13 protein-coding genes and 1 pseudogene are annotated in these 15,605 nt (G+C 71.7%); 7 read left to right on the top strand and 7 right to left on the bottom strand.

The window, feature by feature from the left end; all coding sequences use genetic code 11:
* Positions 1-44: 44 nt before the first annotated feature.
* On the bottom strand, positions 45-1,130 hold the full coding sequence (locus OG331_RS41710) for a sugar ABC transporter substrate-binding protein (RefSeq protein WP_406206789.1): 1,086 nt from the start codon (positions 1,128-1,130) through the stop codon (positions 45-47).
* A complete protein-coding gene (locus OG331_RS41705) occupies positions 1,127-3,664 on the bottom strand; it encodes a SpoIIE family protein phosphatase (protein ID WP_406206786.1) in 2,538 nt (845 codons plus the stop codon). Before OG331_RS41705 ends, OG331_RS41710 begins: the two co-directional genes overlap by 4 nt.
* Positions 3,665-4,128: 464 nt before the next feature.
* Between OG331_RS41705 and OG331_RS41700 the strand changes: the two genes are divergently transcribed.
* The 7 genes and pseudogenes from OG331_RS41700 (at position 4,129) to OG331_RS41670 (ending at position 10,902) form a co-directional block, all read left to right on the top strand.
* On the top strand, positions 4,129-5,217 hold the full coding sequence (locus OG331_RS41700; RefSeq protein ID WP_406206784.1) for a sugar ABC transporter substrate-binding protein: 1,089 nt from the start codon (positions 4,129-4,131) through the stop codon (positions 5,215-5,217).
* A 37-nt stretch (positions 5,218-5,254) separates the two neighbouring features.
* Complete coding sequence (locus OG331_RS41695; protein WP_406210650.1) at positions 5,255-6,034, top strand: ATP-binding cassette domain-containing protein; 780 nt, start codon at positions 5,255-5,257, stop codon at positions 6,032-6,034.
* Positions 6,028-7,311, top strand: a complete 1,284-nt coding sequence (locus OG331_RS41690; RefSeq protein WP_406206781.1) for a sugar ABC transporter permease — start codon at positions 6,028-6,030, stop codon at positions 7,309-7,311. Before OG331_RS41695 ends, OG331_RS41690 begins: the two co-directional genes overlap by 7 nt.
* 117 nt (positions 7,312-7,428) lie before the next feature.
* Complete coding sequence (locus OG331_RS41685; protein WP_406206778.1) at positions 7,429-8,061, top strand: DedA family protein; 633 nt, start codon at positions 7,429-7,431, stop codon at positions 8,059-8,061.
* A gap of 102 nt (positions 8,062-8,163) precedes the next feature.
* Positions 8,164-8,663: pseudogene (locus OG331_RS41680) on the top strand (Ig-like domain-containing protein); the annotation flags it as partial.
* A 550-nt stretch (positions 8,664-9,213) separates the two neighbouring features.
* Complete coding sequence (locus tag OG331_RS41675) at positions 9,214-9,591, top strand: DUF779 domain-containing protein (RefSeq protein ID WP_406206775.1); 378 nt, start codon at positions 9,214-9,216, stop codon at positions 9,589-9,591.
* Between the two features lie 75 nt (positions 9,592-9,666).
* Entirely contained in the window at positions 9,667-10,902 is a 1,236-nt protein-coding gene (locus OG331_RS41670; protein ID WP_406206772.1) for a phosphodiester glycosidase family protein, read from the top strand.
* 18 nt (positions 10,903-10,920) lie between these two features.
* On the opposite strand, the gene OG331_RS41665 is transcribed toward OG331_RS41670, so the two are convergent.
* The 5 genes from OG331_RS41665 to OG331_RS41645 all read right to left on the bottom strand — a co-directional run bounded on the left by OG331_RS41665 (position 10,921) and on the right by OG331_RS41645 (position 15,535).
* Positions 10,921-11,115 (bottom strand): hypothetical protein, encoded by a 195-nt coding sequence (locus tag OG331_RS41665; RefSeq protein ID WP_328883155.1) that lies wholly within the window; start codon positions 11,113-11,115, stop codon positions 10,921-10,923.
* Between the two features lie 126 nt (positions 11,116-11,241).
* The gene (locus OG331_RS41660) at positions 11,242-12,108 is read right to left on the bottom strand and encodes a phosphatidylinositol-specific phospholipase C/glycerophosphodiester phosphodiesterase family protein (protein WP_406206769.1); all 867 of its coding nucleotides are present in this window, start codon (positions 12,106-12,108) and stop codon (positions 11,242-11,244) included.
* 195 nt (positions 12,109-12,303) lie between these two features.
* Positions 12,304-13,380: an acyl-CoA dehydrogenase family protein gene (locus OG331_RS41655; RefSeq protein WP_406206766.1), complete on the bottom strand. Its 1,077-nt coding sequence runs from the start codon at positions 13,378-13,380 to the stop codon at positions 12,304-12,306.
* Positions 13,377-14,561 carry an acyl-CoA dehydrogenase family protein gene (locus tag OG331_RS41650; protein ID WP_406206763.1) on the bottom strand — a complete coding sequence of 395 codons (1,185 nt, stop codon included), beginning with the start codon at positions 14,559-14,561 and terminating at the stop codon, positions 13,377-13,379. The genes OG331_RS41655 and OG331_RS41650 overlap by 4 nt, the downstream gene beginning before the upstream one ends.
* A complete protein-coding gene (locus OG331_RS41645) occupies positions 14,558-15,535 on the bottom strand; it encodes an NADPH:quinone oxidoreductase family protein (protein WP_406206760.1) in 978 nt (325 codons plus the stop codon). The genes OG331_RS41650 and OG331_RS41645 overlap by 4 nt, the downstream gene beginning before the upstream one ends.
* Positions 15,536-15,605 lie beyond the last annotated feature (70 nt).

Here is a 15,605-nt window from a genome sequence, read left to right as displayed (position 1 = left end):
TCATCTCCATGCTGCGCCCGGCCCGTCGCACCGACCAGCCCGGCTCACCCGGTGAGTCCGAGCGCGGCGCAGGCGGAGCGGAGCCTGGGTGTGCAGATCTGCTGGGTGGTGTAGAGGCCGCCGTCGACGAGGGTCTGCTTGAGGTTTGCTGCCGTCACCGCTCGCGGCGTGAGCAGGATGGACGGGATGTCCTGGTGCGTCGGACTGTCGGTGGTCGTCGTCGAGACCTCGTCGGCCCCCTCTCCGTTGCCGAGGGCGACGGCCATGGCGGCGGCCGCGGCGGCCTCCTTCTCGAACGGCTTGTACACGGTCATGTACTGCTCGCCGGCGACGATGCGCCGCGCGGCCTCGAGGTCGGCGTCCTGCCCGGTGATCGGGGGAAGTTCGCGGACACCGGCGTTCTTGAAGGCCGAGACGACGCCCGCGGCAATGGCGTCGTTGGCCGCGACCACACCGCTGATGCGGTCCGCCCCGAGGGCGGAGATGGCGGCGGTCATGTTGGCGTGGGCGTTCTCCGGGCTCCAGCCCACGGTGTCGTACGACCTGGCGATCTTGGCCTTGCCCGCGATGACGGACAGCGCGCCCTTGCGGAACCACGCCGCGTTGGCGCTGCTCGGATCGCCGTTCATCATCACGACCGTTCTGCCGTTGCGCCTCTCCCGCATGGCCTTCAGGATCGCCTCGCCCTGCAGCCGGCCGACCTGGTCGCCGTCGAAGCTGACGAAGCCGGAGATCGGGCCCTCGGCGAGCCGGTCGTACGCGACGACCGGGACACCCGCCCTGCGCGCCTCCTGGATCGGGGAGCGCAGCGCCTTGCTGTCGGCGGGGTCGAGGATCAGGACCTCGACCCCCTTGGTGATCATGGAGATCATCTGTTCCCGCTGCCGCGCCGCGTCGTTCTCGGCGTTGGCGTACACCATGGTGCAGCCGGGGCACAGCTGCCTGAGGTGCTGCTCGATCAACGGCTTGTCGGACTGCTCCCAGCGGGGAGTGACCCGGTTCGGGAGCAGCAGGCCGACCATGAAGCTGTCCGCGCCGCCGGCCTCGTCGTCTCCGCCGCAGGCCGCCAGGGGCACCGTCAGCAATCCCACGACGAGCGCCGCGACGACGTGCAGCGTACGGGTCCTCATGGCAGCTCGCCCCGTTCCGTTGCGAGGTTCGAGTCGGCGGGAGCGGGCTCGCGCCGCGGCACGGTGACCTCGCTCCACACCTGCTTCCCGCCGGCCACCGGCACCGAGCCGAACGAGTCCGACACCGCTTCGACGAGGAGCAGGCCCCGGCCGCCGGTCGACTCCCAGTCCACGATCACCGGCTTGGCGGGAGCCCGCGGCGAGGCGTCGCTCACGCTGACCCGTACCCGGTCGCCGCGCAGCATCAGGTCGAGGGTGACCGAACCCTGGGTGTGCACCAGGGCGTTGGTGACCAGTTCGGACACGACGAGCAGCACCGCGTCGGCGGCTTCCTGGACGTGCCACTTGCGCAGGGTGCGCGCGGTGAAGCGGCGGGCGTGCATGACCGCGTCGGGCAGCCGCCACACCACCCAGCTGGACCGGATCGGCCGGGTCCGCATGCCGTCGTAGCGCAGCAGCAACAGCGCCACGTCGTCCTCACGCCGGCCGATGTCGCCGAGCAGCGCGTCGGCCATCCGCGCCGGATCCGCCGGGTCGGCCGCGGCGAGCGCGCTGCGCGTCCGCTCCATGCCGACGTCCAGGGGCAGATCGGCGGCCTCGACCAGGCCGTCGGTGACCAGGGCGAGCACCGAGCCGGGGGTCAGTGCGACCGCTGTCATGGGGAAGTCCGCCTCGGCGAGGATCCCCAGGGGCGGCCCGCCCTCGACCTGCACCTCCTCGGTGGCGCCGTCGGCGTGGCGCAGCAGCGGTGACAGGTGCCCGGCCCGCACGAACAGGGTGTTGCCCTCCTCCATGTCCAGTTCGACATAGCAGCAGGTGGCGAACAGGTCGGTCTCCATGCCGACCAGAAGACGGTTGGCGTGGGAGACGACCACGTCGGGCGGGTGGCCCTCCACGGCGTACGCCCTGACCGCCGTACGCATCTGGCCCATGATCGTCGCGGCGGCGGCACTGTGCCCCTGCACATCGCCGATGACCAGCGCCACCCGGTCCTGGGACAGGGCGATGACGTCGTACCAGTCACCGCCCACCTGGAGCCCGCGACTGGCGGGCAGATAGCGGGCGACGGCCGTTCCGCCGGGCAGTTCGGGCAGGCGACGGGGCAGCAGACTGCGCTGCAGCATGGTCGCGAGTTCCTGCTCGGCGTCGTAGGCGTGGGCCCGTTTGAGGGCCTGCCCGATCAACGCCGCGGTGGCGGTCAGCAGGGACCGCTCCTCGGGGATGAACTCGTGCGGCTGCTCCCACCCGACGAGGCACACGCCGGTGACCCGGCCCTTGGCCGGGAGCGGCAGGACGGCCAGGCCGCCGGCGCCGATGCCCGCGAGTCCGGGTTCGAGGGCCGTGCCCGCGGGCCACAGATCCATCCGGCCGTCCTGGAGGGCCATCTGCAGGGTGGGCAGGGCGCCGACCGGCGCGTCGGGCCACTCGGAACGCCACTGGGCCCGCCACAGGTCGGGCCAGGCGTCGGGCTGCGGCGGGTCGAGCAGGGTCACGACGAGGCGGTCCTCGCGCACATCGGCGAGCGCCACCCGGTCGGCGCCGAGGGGCTCGCGCAGCGCGGTTACCGCGACCCGGCCGACGTCGCGGACCGTCGCGGCGTCGTCGAGTGCGGCGGTCAGCCACTGGATCCGGGAGACGTCGTCGGCGCTGCGGCTCTTGACCGAGGTGGCCGTGACCACGCCCAGCACCTGCTCCGGCCGGTCGTCGGTGTGCGGTACGACCCGGCAGATCAGGCTCAGCCAGCGCATCTCACCGGTGGGGCAGCGGACCCGGAACTCCAGCTCCCGCCGGCCGGGCGTCTGGGCGGACGGCTCCAGGACCGACATCAGCGCGGGCATGTCCTCGGGGAGGGCGTGCGCGAGGAGGGTGTCCGCCTTGCCGTCGAAGTCGTCCGCGGTCGTGCCGACCAGTTCGAGCAGGGTCCCGTCCGCCTCGATCAGTCCGGTGTCCGGCTCCAGCACGAAGGAGCCGACACGCAGATTCCGCAGGGCACGGCTGAGCAGGCCCGAGGCCGCGGGCCGGCCCGACTCGGCCTGCAGCAGACCGGCGAGCGCGTCGGCGTACCGCTCCAGGAAGCGCTGCTGCCCGGCGTCGAAGCCGTCCGCGGAGGCCCCCACGACGACCAGGCAGCCCAGCCGGATGCCTTCCCTCTCCAGGGGCAGCGCGCCGAGCGACGCCGCCCTCGCTCGCGGCGGGGTGGGGGCGCCGACGGGGTAGGAGGCGAGGGCCGCGGCGTTCAGCCACAGCGGACGGTCGGTGCGGAAGGCGTGTGCCGCGGCCGATCCGCCCGACAGGGCGAGCCGCTCGGGCAACCGGTACTCGGGAGTGGCGCCCCCGGCCGTCTCCAGCAGCTGAAGCTCGCCGTCGCCGGCATTGGGCGCGTAGACGGCCGCCAGCGCCGCTCCGGCGAACGTCAGGGCCCGGTCGCTCGTGGCGGCCTGCGACCCCGTTGGCGGTGAACCGGTGTCTGCGGTGCCGACCTCGGATGCCCCCGGGGCCGAAACTCCGGTCCGGGCACGGCCGTCATGAGGCATGTCCGCAACCAACCTCCCGTCCGTGCCGGAGGTGCCGGAGGAGATCGGGGCACCTCCCGCCGCCCCGGTCGCTCCCCCACCAGAATCGCATACATGGATGACCCGGACATATCTGCCTTTTTTGCCCTAGATTTACTCCTGTTCCTCCGTATTGCTCCTGGTCATCCTCAGGCCCTCGCTGCGTTCGCAGATCACCGCGGCCGGTGTCAGACTGACGACTGAGAAGGCCAGGTGTCGCCGTGCTCCATGAGGCTGCCGCCGGTGCAGGAGTGGGCGAAGGCGCGCCGCACTGGCCCCACGCCTCGGCCGCCGTGGACACGCACCCCCGGCACGGCGGTGCACGCGCACCGCGCCCTCCACACCCGCCACGCAGGCCGAACCCCGGACACCCGCTGACGGCCGGTCACGGGCGACCAGGAGCGCAGCTTCGCCACGCAGGGTGAAGGACAAGGGAGATCTCTCATATGAAGGCCCGCATACGGGACGCGGTTCTGGCCCTGACCGCGGTGTCCACGGCCGTCGCCCTCGCGGCCTGCGGGGCGGACGGCGGGAGCGATGCCGCCGAGAGCAGCGATCCGGTGATCGGTGTGCTCCTGCCGGACGCGACCACGGCCCGTTGGGAGACCCAGGACAAGCCCATGCTGGACAAGGAGATCAAGAAGCGGTGTGCGCAGTGCACGGTCGATCAGGTCAACGCCAAGGGCGATGTGGCCCTTCAGCAGGAGCAGATGAACTCGATGATCACCAAGGGTGTCGACGCCATCCTGCTCGTGGCGGTGGACGCCAGGTCGCTCGCCGCCTCGGTCCGCAAGGCGGATGAGGCAGGCATCCCGGTCATCGCCTACGACCGTCTCGCCGAGGGCCCGATCTCGGGTCACGTCTCCTTCGACGGCGAGGAGGTCGGCAGGCTCCAGGGCAGAGCACTGCTGACGGCCATGGGCAACGAGGTGCCCGGCGCCCAGATCGTCATGATGAACGGCGATCCGACCGACCCCAACGCGGTGCTGTTCAAAAGGGGCGCGCTGTCCGAGCTCATGGGGAAGGTGAAGATCGGCAAGGCGTACGACACCCTCCAGTGGCGGCCCGAGACCGCCAACCTGAACATGTCCGGCGCCATCTCCGCCCTCGGCGCCGGCAACATCCAAGGGGTGTACGCCGCCAACGACGGCCTCGCCTCCGGCAGCATCTCCGCCCTCAAGGCGAACAAGGTGGAACCGCTGCCCCCGGTCACGGGGCAGGACGCCGAACTCGGCGCCGTGCGGCGCATTCTCGGCGGCGATCAGTACATGACCGTCTACAAGCCCTTCGAGCCCGAGGCCGCCGCCGGCGCCGCCCTGGCCGTGGCCGCGGCCCGCGGGGAGAACCTCGACCGGGTGGCCAAGGACGAGGTGACGACACGCGGTGGGCGGACGGTCCCCGCGGTCATGCTCACCCCCATATCCGTCACCGCCGACAACATCAAGGACACCTTGGTGAAGGACGGGGTGTACACGGTCCAGCAGATCTGCACCCCTCAGCTCGGCGCCGCGTGCGAAGCGGCCGGGCTGACCTGACCACCGGTTCGCCCCTGGCCGGACCCACGGGAAGGAGATCGTCCCCGTGTCTGCTCCCCTGCTGGCGTTGCACGGTGTGTGCAAGCGCTACGGCGCCGTCGAGGTCCTCGAGGACATCGACCTGGAGATTCACGCCGGCCAGGTCGTCGCCCTCCTCGGCGACAACGGAGCCGGCAAGTCCACCCTGATCAAGGTGATCTCCGGCGTCACTCCCGCGGACCGGGGCGTCATCGAGTGGGAGGGCCGTACGGTCCACATCAGGCGCCCCAACGACGCCCGGGACCTCGGCATCGCCACCGTCTTCCAGGATCTCGCGCTGTGCGGGAACCTCGACGTCGTCGGGAACCTGTTCCTCGGACGGGAGATCCGCAGGTTCGGGTTCCTCGACGAGATGGAGATGGAGCGCCGCACCCTCCAGCTGCTGGAGCGGCTGACCAGGGGCGTACCCGAGCTGCGCGCCCCCGTCGTGTCCCTGTCCAGCGGTCAGCGGCAGACGGTCGCCATCGCCCGCTCGCTCCTGGGCGACCCGCGGCTCCTCCTGCTGGACGAGCCGACCGCGGCGCTGGGACTCCAGCAGACCACCGAGGTCATGGACCTCGTCGACCAACTGCGCGACCGCGGGCTCGGGGTCCTTCTCATCAGCCACAACATGGGCGACGTCAAAGCGCTCGCGGACCGGGCCGCCGTGCTGCGGCTGGGCCGCAACAACGGCTTCTTCGACGTGAACACCGCGTCCCAGGAGCAGATCATCTCCTCCATCACAGGGGCGACGGAGAACGCGCCCCACCGGCAGGCCCACCAGGAGGCGGGATGGTGAAAGGCACGCGCGACAGGGCGGACAGCCCACAGGCCGAAGCCGCCGCACCCGCAACCGAGGCCCGTCAGGACCGTCGCGGGCAGACCGCCACCCGTGCCATGGAGAACTGGATGGCCTTCTCGCGGCGCAAGCTGAGAGCAGGGGAGCTGGGCTCGGTCCCGGTCGTCGTCGTGCTCGCCGTCGTGTGGATCACCTTCCAGTCCCTCAACCAGAACTTCCTCTCCCCCCGGAACCTGTCCAATCTCAGCGTGGACATCGTGGGCACGGGCCTCATCGCGGTCGGCATCGTCTTCGTGCTGCTGCTGGGCGAGCTCGACCTGTCGGTCGGCTCGATCAGCGGGCTCGCGGCGGCCATCTTCGCCGTACTGAACGTGAACAACGGCATGCCCGAATGGCTCGCCCTCATCATCGCGGTCCTCGCCGGGATGGCCGCGGGAACCGTGCAGGGCTACTCCTTCGCCAGAACCCGGGTACCTGCGTTCGTCGTCACGCTCGCGGGGCTGCTCACCTGGAACGGCCTCATGCTCTACATCCTGGGCACCAGCGGCACGATCAACCTCGACGAGAACGGCCTCGTCGCCAAGCTGACCAGCTACTACTTCACCCATGACGCCGTCGCCTACGGCCTGGCGGCGGTCGCCGTGGGCCTCGTCTTCCTCGTGTCCTACCAGGACCGACGGCGCCGTGTGGCCGCCCGGATGCCGCACCGCTCGCTGCAGGTCATCGTGATCCGCGCCGGAGGGCTCGCGGTGATCGCGTTCGCCTCCGCGTATCTGCTCAACCGCTTCCAGGGCCTGCCGCTCGCCCTGCTGATCTTCCTGGTGGTGGTGGCCGGACTCGACATCGTCCTGCGCCGCACGCACTACGGACGGCAGGTCTACGCCCTCGGCGGCGGGGTCGAGGCGGCCCGTCGCGCCAGCCTCCGCGTGACGCGGGTGCAGACGGCGGTGCTCGCGGTCTCGGGCACCATGGCCGCGGTCGGCGGCCTGTTCCTGGCCTCGCGCATCACCTCGGTGAGCCAGAGTTCGGGCTCGGGGGTGCTGCTGCTCAACGCCATCGCGGCGGCCGTCATCGGCGGCACCAGCCTGTTCGGCGGCCGTGGCTCCACCTGGTCCGCGGTGCTCGGCATGCTCGTCATCCAGTCGATCGCCTCCGGCATGGCCCTCACGGACACCCCCGCCGCCGTCCAGTTCATGATCACGGGCGGGGTGCTCTTCGCCGCCGTGGTGATCGACGCGCTGTCGCGACGGTCGCAGGAGGCACATGGGCGCGCTTGACCCCGCCGAGGAGACCGCGCTGTCGCGGAGGGGGCCGGCCTGCGCAAAGGCGTCCTTGTCCCGTCCACGGGATGCTGGACGAGGGCGACCGACGAGCACGGCCGGGAGGTGAGGGCGATGTGGGCCGTCAACCCGATGGATGGCGACGCCGTGCTGGCTACCTTCGGTGCTCTCGGGGTCCTCGCGGTGATCTTCGCGGAGTCGGGTCTGCTGGTGGTCGGCTTCTTCCTGCCCGGCGACACCCTGCTGATCCCGGCGGGCGTGCTGTGCGCGGCGAGCGCCGACCAACCGGCGCGGCTGGTGCTGTGGCAGGTGCTGCTGTGCGCGGCGGTCGGCGCCGTGGCCGGCGGCCAGGTCGGCTATCTGCTCGGGCGGCACGGCGGGCGGGCGTTCCTGGCCCGCACCTCGAAACAGCGCGTACTGGAGACGGCGGAGCGGGCGGAGCGGCTCCTGGCCCGGTACGGCTACGGCAAGGCGCTGGTGATCGGCCGTTTCATCCCGATGGTGCGGACCGTCCTGCACCCGGCGGCCGGTGCCCTCGGCGTACCCGTAAGGACCTTCACCGTCTGGCAGATCGTCGGCGGCCTGCTCTGGTCGCAGAGCCTCGTCCTGGCCGGATACCTCCTCGGGGCCTCCGTCCCCGACATCGACGACTACCTGCTGCCGCTGGTCGCCCTCGTCGTCGTGGTCTCTCTGCTGCCCCTCGTGCCCATGCTGAACGAGGCCCGACGGGCGAGGCGCGATCGCTAACCGGCCGCCGCTCGACCGAGGCTCAGCCCCAACATGCCCCCGATGCCCGCCTCCTGACCCCGCGCGAATCCCTCGCTCGACCAGCCGGACATCGTTCGAAAACTCAACGAGTTCGGCGGTCGCGGCTACACCCTTCGAGACGACCGACCTCGCCTCCGGCACCTGGACCCCGTCCACCGGCTACGACCTCCCGGCCAAGCCCCGCCACGGCACGATGCTTCCGGTCACCCAGGCCGAGTACGACCGTCTGCTGCGCACCTACCAGCCGGACCAGCTCGTCGAGAGCGTCGAGGCCGTGCAGGTGAGGACCAGGACCGGGCAGGCCCCCGCCCTGCCGGCCACCGTCGTCGCCGGTTACGCCGACGGCGTCGAGCGCCCCGTCTCCGTCGGCTGGGAACGTCCCGGAGTCGAAGTACGCGCAGGACGGCACCTTCACGGTGACAGGCAGCCTGCCGGACGGCGCCGCGCTCCCGGACGGCGCCGCGCTCCCGGTCCGCGCCGAGGTCACGGTGTGGGAGGTCGGCCCGGACGTCCCGGCCGGCCTGCTCCTGCACTACGACTTCGACGAGACCGGCGGCAGCATCGCCCGTGACTCCAGCGGCCAGGTCACCCTGACGGGCGGCTGCAGCAGCGACACCGCCGCCGTGCCGACCGGCAGGGGGACCGCCGTGACCGCCGCCTTCGGCGACCCGGGCACCCGGGAACCCACACCTGCACCGTCGACTGGAAGGACGGCACTGCCGACGGCCGGCACGGTCGCCGGCACCACCTGCCGGGCCCGGCACACCTACACCAAGGCCGGCATCCACCGCCCGGTGATCACGGTCAAGGACGACGACGGCGCGACGGACAGCACCACGCTCCCCTAGCTGATCGCCTACGACCGCACCGCGGGCCCCGCCCTCGGCACCGGCTTGATCACCTCCCCGACCGGCGTCACCGCCACCGACGGCCCGGACACCTTCCGCATCAACACCTGGACGAAGTCCACCGGCGACGTCCTCTACGACAGCACCACCGCCACGAAGCCCACGGGTTTCATCACCGTCGCCGGCACTCGAAGCCGGCGCCTGCCGCTCGGCGGTCGCCCGAGCAGGTTGGTCGGCACGGGTGCAACCCTCTCGCAACCTTCCCCGTGCTCCCCTTGCTCCCATGGATGAGGAGACCCCGCCGTACGACGAGACCCCCCGCGTCGAACTCACCCCCGCGGCCGCGGACCTGCTGCGCCGGCTGCGGGCTGCGCACGGCCCGCTGATGTTCCACCAGTCCGGCGGCTGCTGCGACGGCAGCGCGCCGATGTGCTACCCGGAGGGCGAGTTCCGTACGGGCGGCTCGGACGTGTTGCTCGCGGAGCTCCACGTCGAGGGGGTCGAGGAGCCGGTGACGTTCTGGATGGCGCGCAGTCAGTACGCGGTGTGGAGCCACACCCGGCTGATCGTCGATGTCGTCGAGGGCAGAGGCAGCGGCTTCTCCCTGGAGGCACCCGAGGGGGTACGTTTCCTCACCCGTTCTCGCGTCGTCGGCGCCTAGAAACCCCGCAGGTCATCGCCATCTGGTGCACTTCCCCTGAGTCCTGCCACATTTGACGAGACATCAGGGGGAACTGTGACGCGTCGTCAGAAACGGTTCGGAACGGCCAGAGCGGCACTCACGCTGCTCACGGCACTCGGCGCGCTGGCCGGTACGGCCCTGGTGGGGGCGGCACCGGCCGGCGCCGCGCAGGGCACCCCGGTCGCGCCGGGTGTCTCGTACGACGAGTTCGACATCGCCGCGGCGAGGGGCACGGCGCACGCCCACGTCCTCACCGTCAACCTGCGCAACCCGCGCGTACGCCTCGATCTGCTGCATCCCGGAGCGGTGGCGGCTCGGGCGACCGTCTCGCAGCAGGCCATCGCGCAGGGCGCCGTCGCGGGCGTGAACGGCGACTTCTTCAACATCAGCGAGGCGCAGCATCCCGGCGTCCAGGCGACCGGCGCGAGTGTGGGGCCGGCCATCGCGCGCGGCCGGGCCCTGAAGGGCGCGGTGCCGAACGGCCAGCGTTTCGGGCCCGCGCTGCCGCCCGGCACGAGCACGGAGGACGTGTTCGGGCTGGGTGTCGACCGCCGGGCCCGCCTCGACGGCCTGAGCCTGGACGGCTCGATCCGCACCCCCGAGGGCCGGCTGCCGCTGCGCGGCCTCAACCAGTACGCCCTGCCGGTGGGCTCCATCGGGGCGTTCACCGCCAAGTGGGGCAGCGTTTCCCGGGTGCGCGCCACCTGCGGGACGGACGAGGACCGGGCGGCTCCGTGCAGCACGGACACCTACGAGGTGGCGGTCCGCGGGGGCCGCGTCGTGTCGACCGCCGACGCTCCGGGAAGCGGGCCGATCGCGGCGGACACCACCGTGCTCGTGGGTCGGGAGGCGGGGGCGCAGCAACTGCGGAAGTTCTTCGAGGGCGAGCGCGTGACGGTACGGCACCGGCTGGTGGCGTCGGAGTCACGGGTCCCGTTCCGCTTCGCGCTCGGCGGCTATCCGGTCCTCGACGACGGACAGCCCCTGCCGGGCCTCGACAACCGTTCGTCTGCCGTGCGCACGGCCGTGGGCATCGCGGACAACGGCCGGCGCCTGCTGCTGCTCGCGCTGGACGGCGCACCCGAGTACCGCACCGGTCTGACCATCGCGGAGGTGGCCTCCGTCATGCGGGAGTTGGGCTCGGTCGACGCGTTCAGCCTGGACGGCGGCGGTTCCTCGACGCTGGTCGCCCGCGCGCCGGGAGCGGGGGCCGTCTCGGTACGGAACCATCCGTCCGACGGTGTGGAGCGCCCTGTCCCCAACGGCATCGGCGTCTTCTCGGCGCCCTGAGGCCCGGCTCGCCGAGGTTCACGGTCTGAGGCCGCTGACGATGTCCGCCGTGGCCGTCAGACCGCTGTTGATGGTGGGCGCCATGCTCGTGCTGGCCAGGTAGAAGCCGAGCAGCAGGCACACCAGCGCATGGCTGATCTTCAGTCCGCCGTTGCGGACGAAGATCACCGCCAGGATGAACAGCAGCAACACCACAGAGATGGAAATGGCCATCGTCAACCTCCTCCGCCACGCCGCCTTGTCAAGGTTCGCGGCGTTCGGCCGCAAGTGTGGCGTAGCGGAGGGTTCGTCCGGGCGGCTGACCTGTCCTCCGAACGTGTGGTGTTCCCGCGCGCCGTTCTAGTGGGTCCGCCGCCGGGCGTCGAGGAAGGCCTCCAGACCGGCGAGGTCGTCGGTGTTGAGGAAGTCGACGTCGGCGGCCAGCAGTTCGCCCCACAGCGCGTCCCGGGCCGGGCCGGCCACGTCCGGGGTGGCCCAGAAGCGCACCTTCTGCCCACGGGAGTGCGCCGCCCGGACGATGCCGCGCAGCTTCTGCCGCTCGGCGTCCGGGAAGTCTCCGACGCCGAGCCAGGTGAAGTTGAGCGTCCAGTTGTCGCTGATCAGCGAGATGAAGGAGGCGGGCGCCGAGCTGCCGAGGTCGGCGAGGCGACCGTCGTAGAAGGCGCGGCGGACGGTCTGCGCCTCCATCGGCGTACGGGCCGCACGGTCGCCGGAGATCACGGCGGTGACCGCCCCGGGGAGGACCCGGCCGTGGGCGTACGTCGTGAACAGGTGCTTGTAGCGCTTGAGGTGCTTGTCGAGTTCGAGGTACGTCGAAGCGCCCTCGGTCTTGAGGTCGATGAGCAGCTGGATCGGCTTGTGGTGCCCCCGGTGGACCGAGCCGTGGTTGGCCCGCACGCGGGCGGCCAGCGGGTCGAGGTAGAGGGACTCCAGCGTGCGCCTGGGGTCGAGGTCCTCAGGGTCGTGGGCGACGAGGAGCTGGTCGCCGACGAGATAGATGTCTGCTTCGAGGCTGCCGAAGCGGTGGTCGAGGGCGTCGAGGAGCGGACGCGGGTGCTCGTAGTCGTTGTGGGCGTGGGCGCGCCACAACGGGCGCGGGCGGTGCTTCTGTTCACCGGCCAGCGCGCCGGTGGCGGGCAGGGCGACCGCGCCCGCGAGGGCGGCGCCGAGGGTGGTGAGGGCTCTGCGACGGGTGGTGAGGGCCATTGTGCTCTGCCTCCCTGACGGGGTGTTTCAGGCGTTGGGAACCGCTGCGAGTATGCGATTCCGAAGGCCCAAACAGCAGAGCTGAGCGGTGAGTTGGCCGGACTGCCGCCCTGCGTTCACTTCACCGGTGCGGCGCACACGGAAAAGCCCGCCCCAGGTCGGGCGGGCTTTTCGCGGGGTTCGTTCAGGTGTACGTCAGGGAGCCTGCAGGTCGACGAGTTCGGCCAGGGCCGCACGGTGGGCGCCTGCCGTCCCGTAGGCGATGGAGTCGGCCTTGGCGCGCTTCAGGTACAGGTGGACCGGGTGCTCCCAGGTCATCCCGATTCCGGCGTGCAGTTGCAGCGCCTCCTCGGCGGCGTGCACGGCGACGGGCGCCGCGTAGGCCTGGGCGACGGCCACCGCCACGTCGACGTCGTTCCCCGTCGCGAGCGCGTCGGCGGCGCCTCGGGCGGCGGCGCGGAGGTTGACGACCTCCAGCCACAGCTGGGCGAGCCGGTGCTTGATTGCCTGGAAGCCGCCGACGGGCCGGTTGAACTGCTTGCGGTCCTTCAGGTAGCGGACCGTCTCCGTCAACGTCCACTCGGCGAGCCCGAACTGTTCGGAGGCGAGCAGCCCGGCTCCGGCGCGCAGGGCGCGTCGTACGGCGGGTTCGGCGGCCCCCAGCAGCCGGCCGGACGCCCCGTCCAGGCGCACCGTGGCCACCGGGCGGGTCAGGTCCAGGGACGTCTGCGGAGTGACGGTGACGGCGTCGGAGTCGACCGCGTACAGCCCGCCGTCGTCCGCAGGCACGAGCAGCACGTCGGCAACCGCCGCGTCCGCGATGCCGGTCAGCTCCCCGTGCAGGGCGCCGCCCTGATGCCGTACGGCCTTGAAGGCGCCGCCGGGAACGACGTTCAGCGCCACGGCGAGGACGCCGATCCGCCGCCCGGACGCCAGCTCGGCCAGTAGACCCCCGTCGGTCTCGCAGCCGAGCAGGGCCTCGGTGGCCACGACAGCGCTGGTCAGGAACGGCACGGGTGCGACCGCGCGCCCCAACTCCTCCAGCACGACGGCGACTTCGCGATGCGTGGCGCCCTGTCCGCCCTGCTCCTCCGGGACCAGGAGCCCGGCCAGACCCATCCCGTCCGCGAGCGCCTTCCAGGCCGCGAGGTCGTGCGGGGCGTCCGACTCGGTGCGCGCGATGACTCCGGGCGCGTCGCAGTGGTCGGCGAGCAGGTCCCGTACGGCGGCCCGCAGCGCCTCTTCGTCCTCCGAGTACAACAGGTCGCTCATCGGGCGAGGTCCTTCCATGCGACGTCCTTGTCGGTGCGCGGCTCGGACGGCAGGCCCAGGACGCGCTCGGCGACGATGTTCAGCAGGACCTCGCTGGTCCCGCCCTCGATGCTGTTGCCCTTGGAACGCAGGTAGCGGTATCCGGCGTCGCGGCCGGTGAAGTCCACGAGCTCCGGGCGGCGCATGGTCCAGTCGTCGTACAACAGGCCCTCCTCGCCGCTCAGTTCGACCTCCAGGCCGCTGATCTCCTGGTTGAGCCGGGCGAAGGCGAGCTTCATGCCGGCGCCCTCGGGGCCGGGCTGGCCCGCGACGAGCTGCTGGCGCAGTCGCTCCGCGGTGAGGCGGGAGACCTCGGACTCCACCCACAGCTTCAGCAGCCGCTGGTGCAGGTCGTGGGTGCGCAGCTCGGGCCGCTCGCGCCAGGTCGTGGCGATCGGGCCGATCATGCCGCCCTCGCGGGGCAGCCGCATGCCGCCGATCGCGACGCGCTCGTTGTTCAGCGTGGTCTGCGCGACCCGCCAGCCGTCGCCGACCTCGCCGAGGCGACGCGAGTCCGGGATGCGGACGTCGGTGAGGAAGACCTCGTTGAACTCGGCCTCGCCGGTGATCTGCCGCAGCGGCCGGACCTCGACTCCGGGGTCGGTCATGTCGCAGAGGAAGTAGGTGATGCCCGCGTGCTTGGGCACGTCCGGGTCGGTGCGGGCGATGAGGATGGCCCAGCGGGCGATGTGCGCGCTGGACGTCCAGACCTTCTGCCCGTTGACGACCCAGTCCTCGCCCTCGCGGACGGCGCGCGTCCGCAGCGCGGCGAGGTCGGATCCGGCGCCGGGCTCGCTGAAGAGCTGGCACCAGACCTCCTCACCCGTCCACAGGGGCCGCAGGTACCGCTGCTTCTGCTCCTCGGTGCCGTACTTGAGGATCGTCGGCGCGGCCATGCCCAGCCCGATGCCGATGCGCCGCGGGTCGTTGTCGGGGGCGCCCGCGGCCTCCAGCTCGGCGTCCACGACGGCCTGGAGGGAGCGGGGGGCGCCGAGTCCGCCGAGGCCCTCGGGGTAGTGCACCCAGGCCAGACCCGCGTCGAAGCGGGCGCGCAGGAAGTCCACACTGTCGGTGCCGGTGGGCGGGTGAGTGTCCAGCAACTCGCCTGTCCGGCGCCGGAGTTCGGATGCGTCGATCGTCATGCGGCGGCTCCGTTCTCCAGCGACGGCACGACGGCGATACGACCGGTGGTGACACCGTCGGCGACCTTCTGGACGGCGACCGCGGCACCGCTCAGCGGCACCCGCTCGCTCACCAGCGGCTTGATCGCGCCGCGGGCGGCCAGCTCGGTGAGCTGTTCGTGGCAGTGCTGGATCAGCTTCGGGTTCTTGGTGTTGTACAGGCCCCAGTGCAGGCCGAGGATCGAGTAGTTCTTCACCAGCGCGTGGTTGAGAGCCGGGCTGGGGATCGTGCCGCTCGCGAAGCCGACGACCACGATCCGCCCCTCGAAGGCGACGACCTTGGCGGACTGGGCGTAGGCCTCACCGCCGACGGGGTCGTAGATGACGTCGGCGCCCCGGCCGCCGGTGGCCTCCTTGACGGCGCCGATGACGTCCTCGGCACGTCGGTCGATGACGACGTCACAGCCCAGCTCCCGGGCGACGGCAGCCTTGTCCGCGCCGCCCACGACACCGATGACCCGCGCGCCGGCCGCCCTGCCGAGCTGCACGGCCGCGCTGCCGACCCCTCCAGCGGCAGCGTGGACCAGCAGCGTCTCGCCGGCTTCCAGACCCGCCCGCCGGTGCAGGCCGAACCAGCCGGTCTGGTAGCCGATGTGCAGGGCGGCGGCCTCGGCGTCGTCCAGCGCCTCGGGGGCGGGCAGGACGGCGGCGGCGTCCGCGACGGCGTACTCGGCGAAACCGCCGTACGGCAGCGCGGGGTTGGCGAGGACACGGCGCCCGTCCTCGGTCTCGCCGCAGATCTCCACGCCGGGCGTGAAGGGCAGCGGCGGCCGGACCTGGTACTGGCCCCGGCACAGCAGGGCGTCCGGGAAGTTGATGTTCGCGGCACGCACCTTCAGCAGGATCTGGCCGTCACCGGGCGTGGGCGTCTCGACCTCCTCGAGCCGCATCACCTCGCTCGGCTCGCCGTTCTCGTGCACTTGCCATGCCTGCATGCGGTGCCTCCACGGGGGACTGCTTCGTCTGACCGGGGTCGGTTCGCATACTAAGCGGTCGCTTGCCGAT

It is taken from the genome of Streptomyces sp. NBC_01017, from assembly GCF_045162795.1.
GTDB classification, from domain to species: Bacteria; Actinomycetota; Actinomycetes; order Streptomycetales; family Streptomycetaceae; genus Streptomyces; species Streptomyces machairae.
Note: the sequence above shows the minus strand (reverse complement) of the source record. Positions and strands in the feature narration are given on the sequence as shown.

What these genes read in the sequence shown, in the direction of transcription:
- OG331_RS41665 (WP_328883155.1), bottom strand. Translation starts at nt 11,115, where the DNA reads ATGGCCATTTCCATCTCTGTGGTGTTGCTGCTGTTCATCCTGGCGGTG.
- OG331_RS41690 (WP_406206781.1), top strand. Translation starts at nt 6,028, where the DNA reads ATGGTGAAAGGCACGCGCGACAGGGCGGACAGCCCACAGGCCGAAGCC.
- OG331_RS41645 (WP_406206760.1), bottom strand. Translation starts at nt 15,535, where the DNA reads ATGCAGGCATGGCAAGTGCACGAGAACGGCGAGCCGAGCGAGGTGATG.
- OG331_RS41675 (WP_406206775.1), top strand. Translation starts at nt 9,214, where the DNA reads ATGGATGAGGAGACCCCGCCGTACGACGAGACCCCCCGCGTCGAACTC.
- OG331_RS41655 (WP_406206766.1), bottom strand. Translation starts at nt 13,380, where the DNA reads ATGAGCGACCTGTTGTACTCGGAGGACGAAGAGGCGCTGCGGGCCGCC.
- OG331_RS41705 (WP_406206786.1), bottom strand. Translation starts at nt 3,664, where the DNA reads ATGCCTCATGACGGCCGTGCCCGGACCGGAGTTTCGGCCCCGGGGGCA.
- OG331_RS41685 (WP_406206778.1), top strand. Translation starts at nt 7,429, where the DNA reads ATGTGGGCCGTCAACCCGATGGATGGCGACGCCGTGCTGGCTACCTTC.
- OG331_RS41660 (WP_406206769.1), bottom strand. Translation starts at nt 12,108, where the DNA reads ATGGCCCTCACCACCCGTCGCAGAGCCCTCACCACCCTCGGCGCCGCC.
- OG331_RS41710 (WP_406206789.1), bottom strand. Translation starts at nt 1,130, where the DNA reads ATGAGGACCCGTACGCTGCACGTCGTCGCGGCGCTCGTCGTGGGATTG.
- OG331_RS41650 (WP_406206763.1), bottom strand. Translation starts at nt 14,561, where the DNA reads ATGACGATCGACGCATCCGAACTCCGGCGCCGGACAGGCGAGTTGCTG.
- OG331_RS41700 (WP_406206784.1), top strand. Translation starts at nt 4,129, where the DNA reads ATGAAGGCCCGCATACGGGACGCGGTTCTGGCCCTGACCGCGGTGTCC.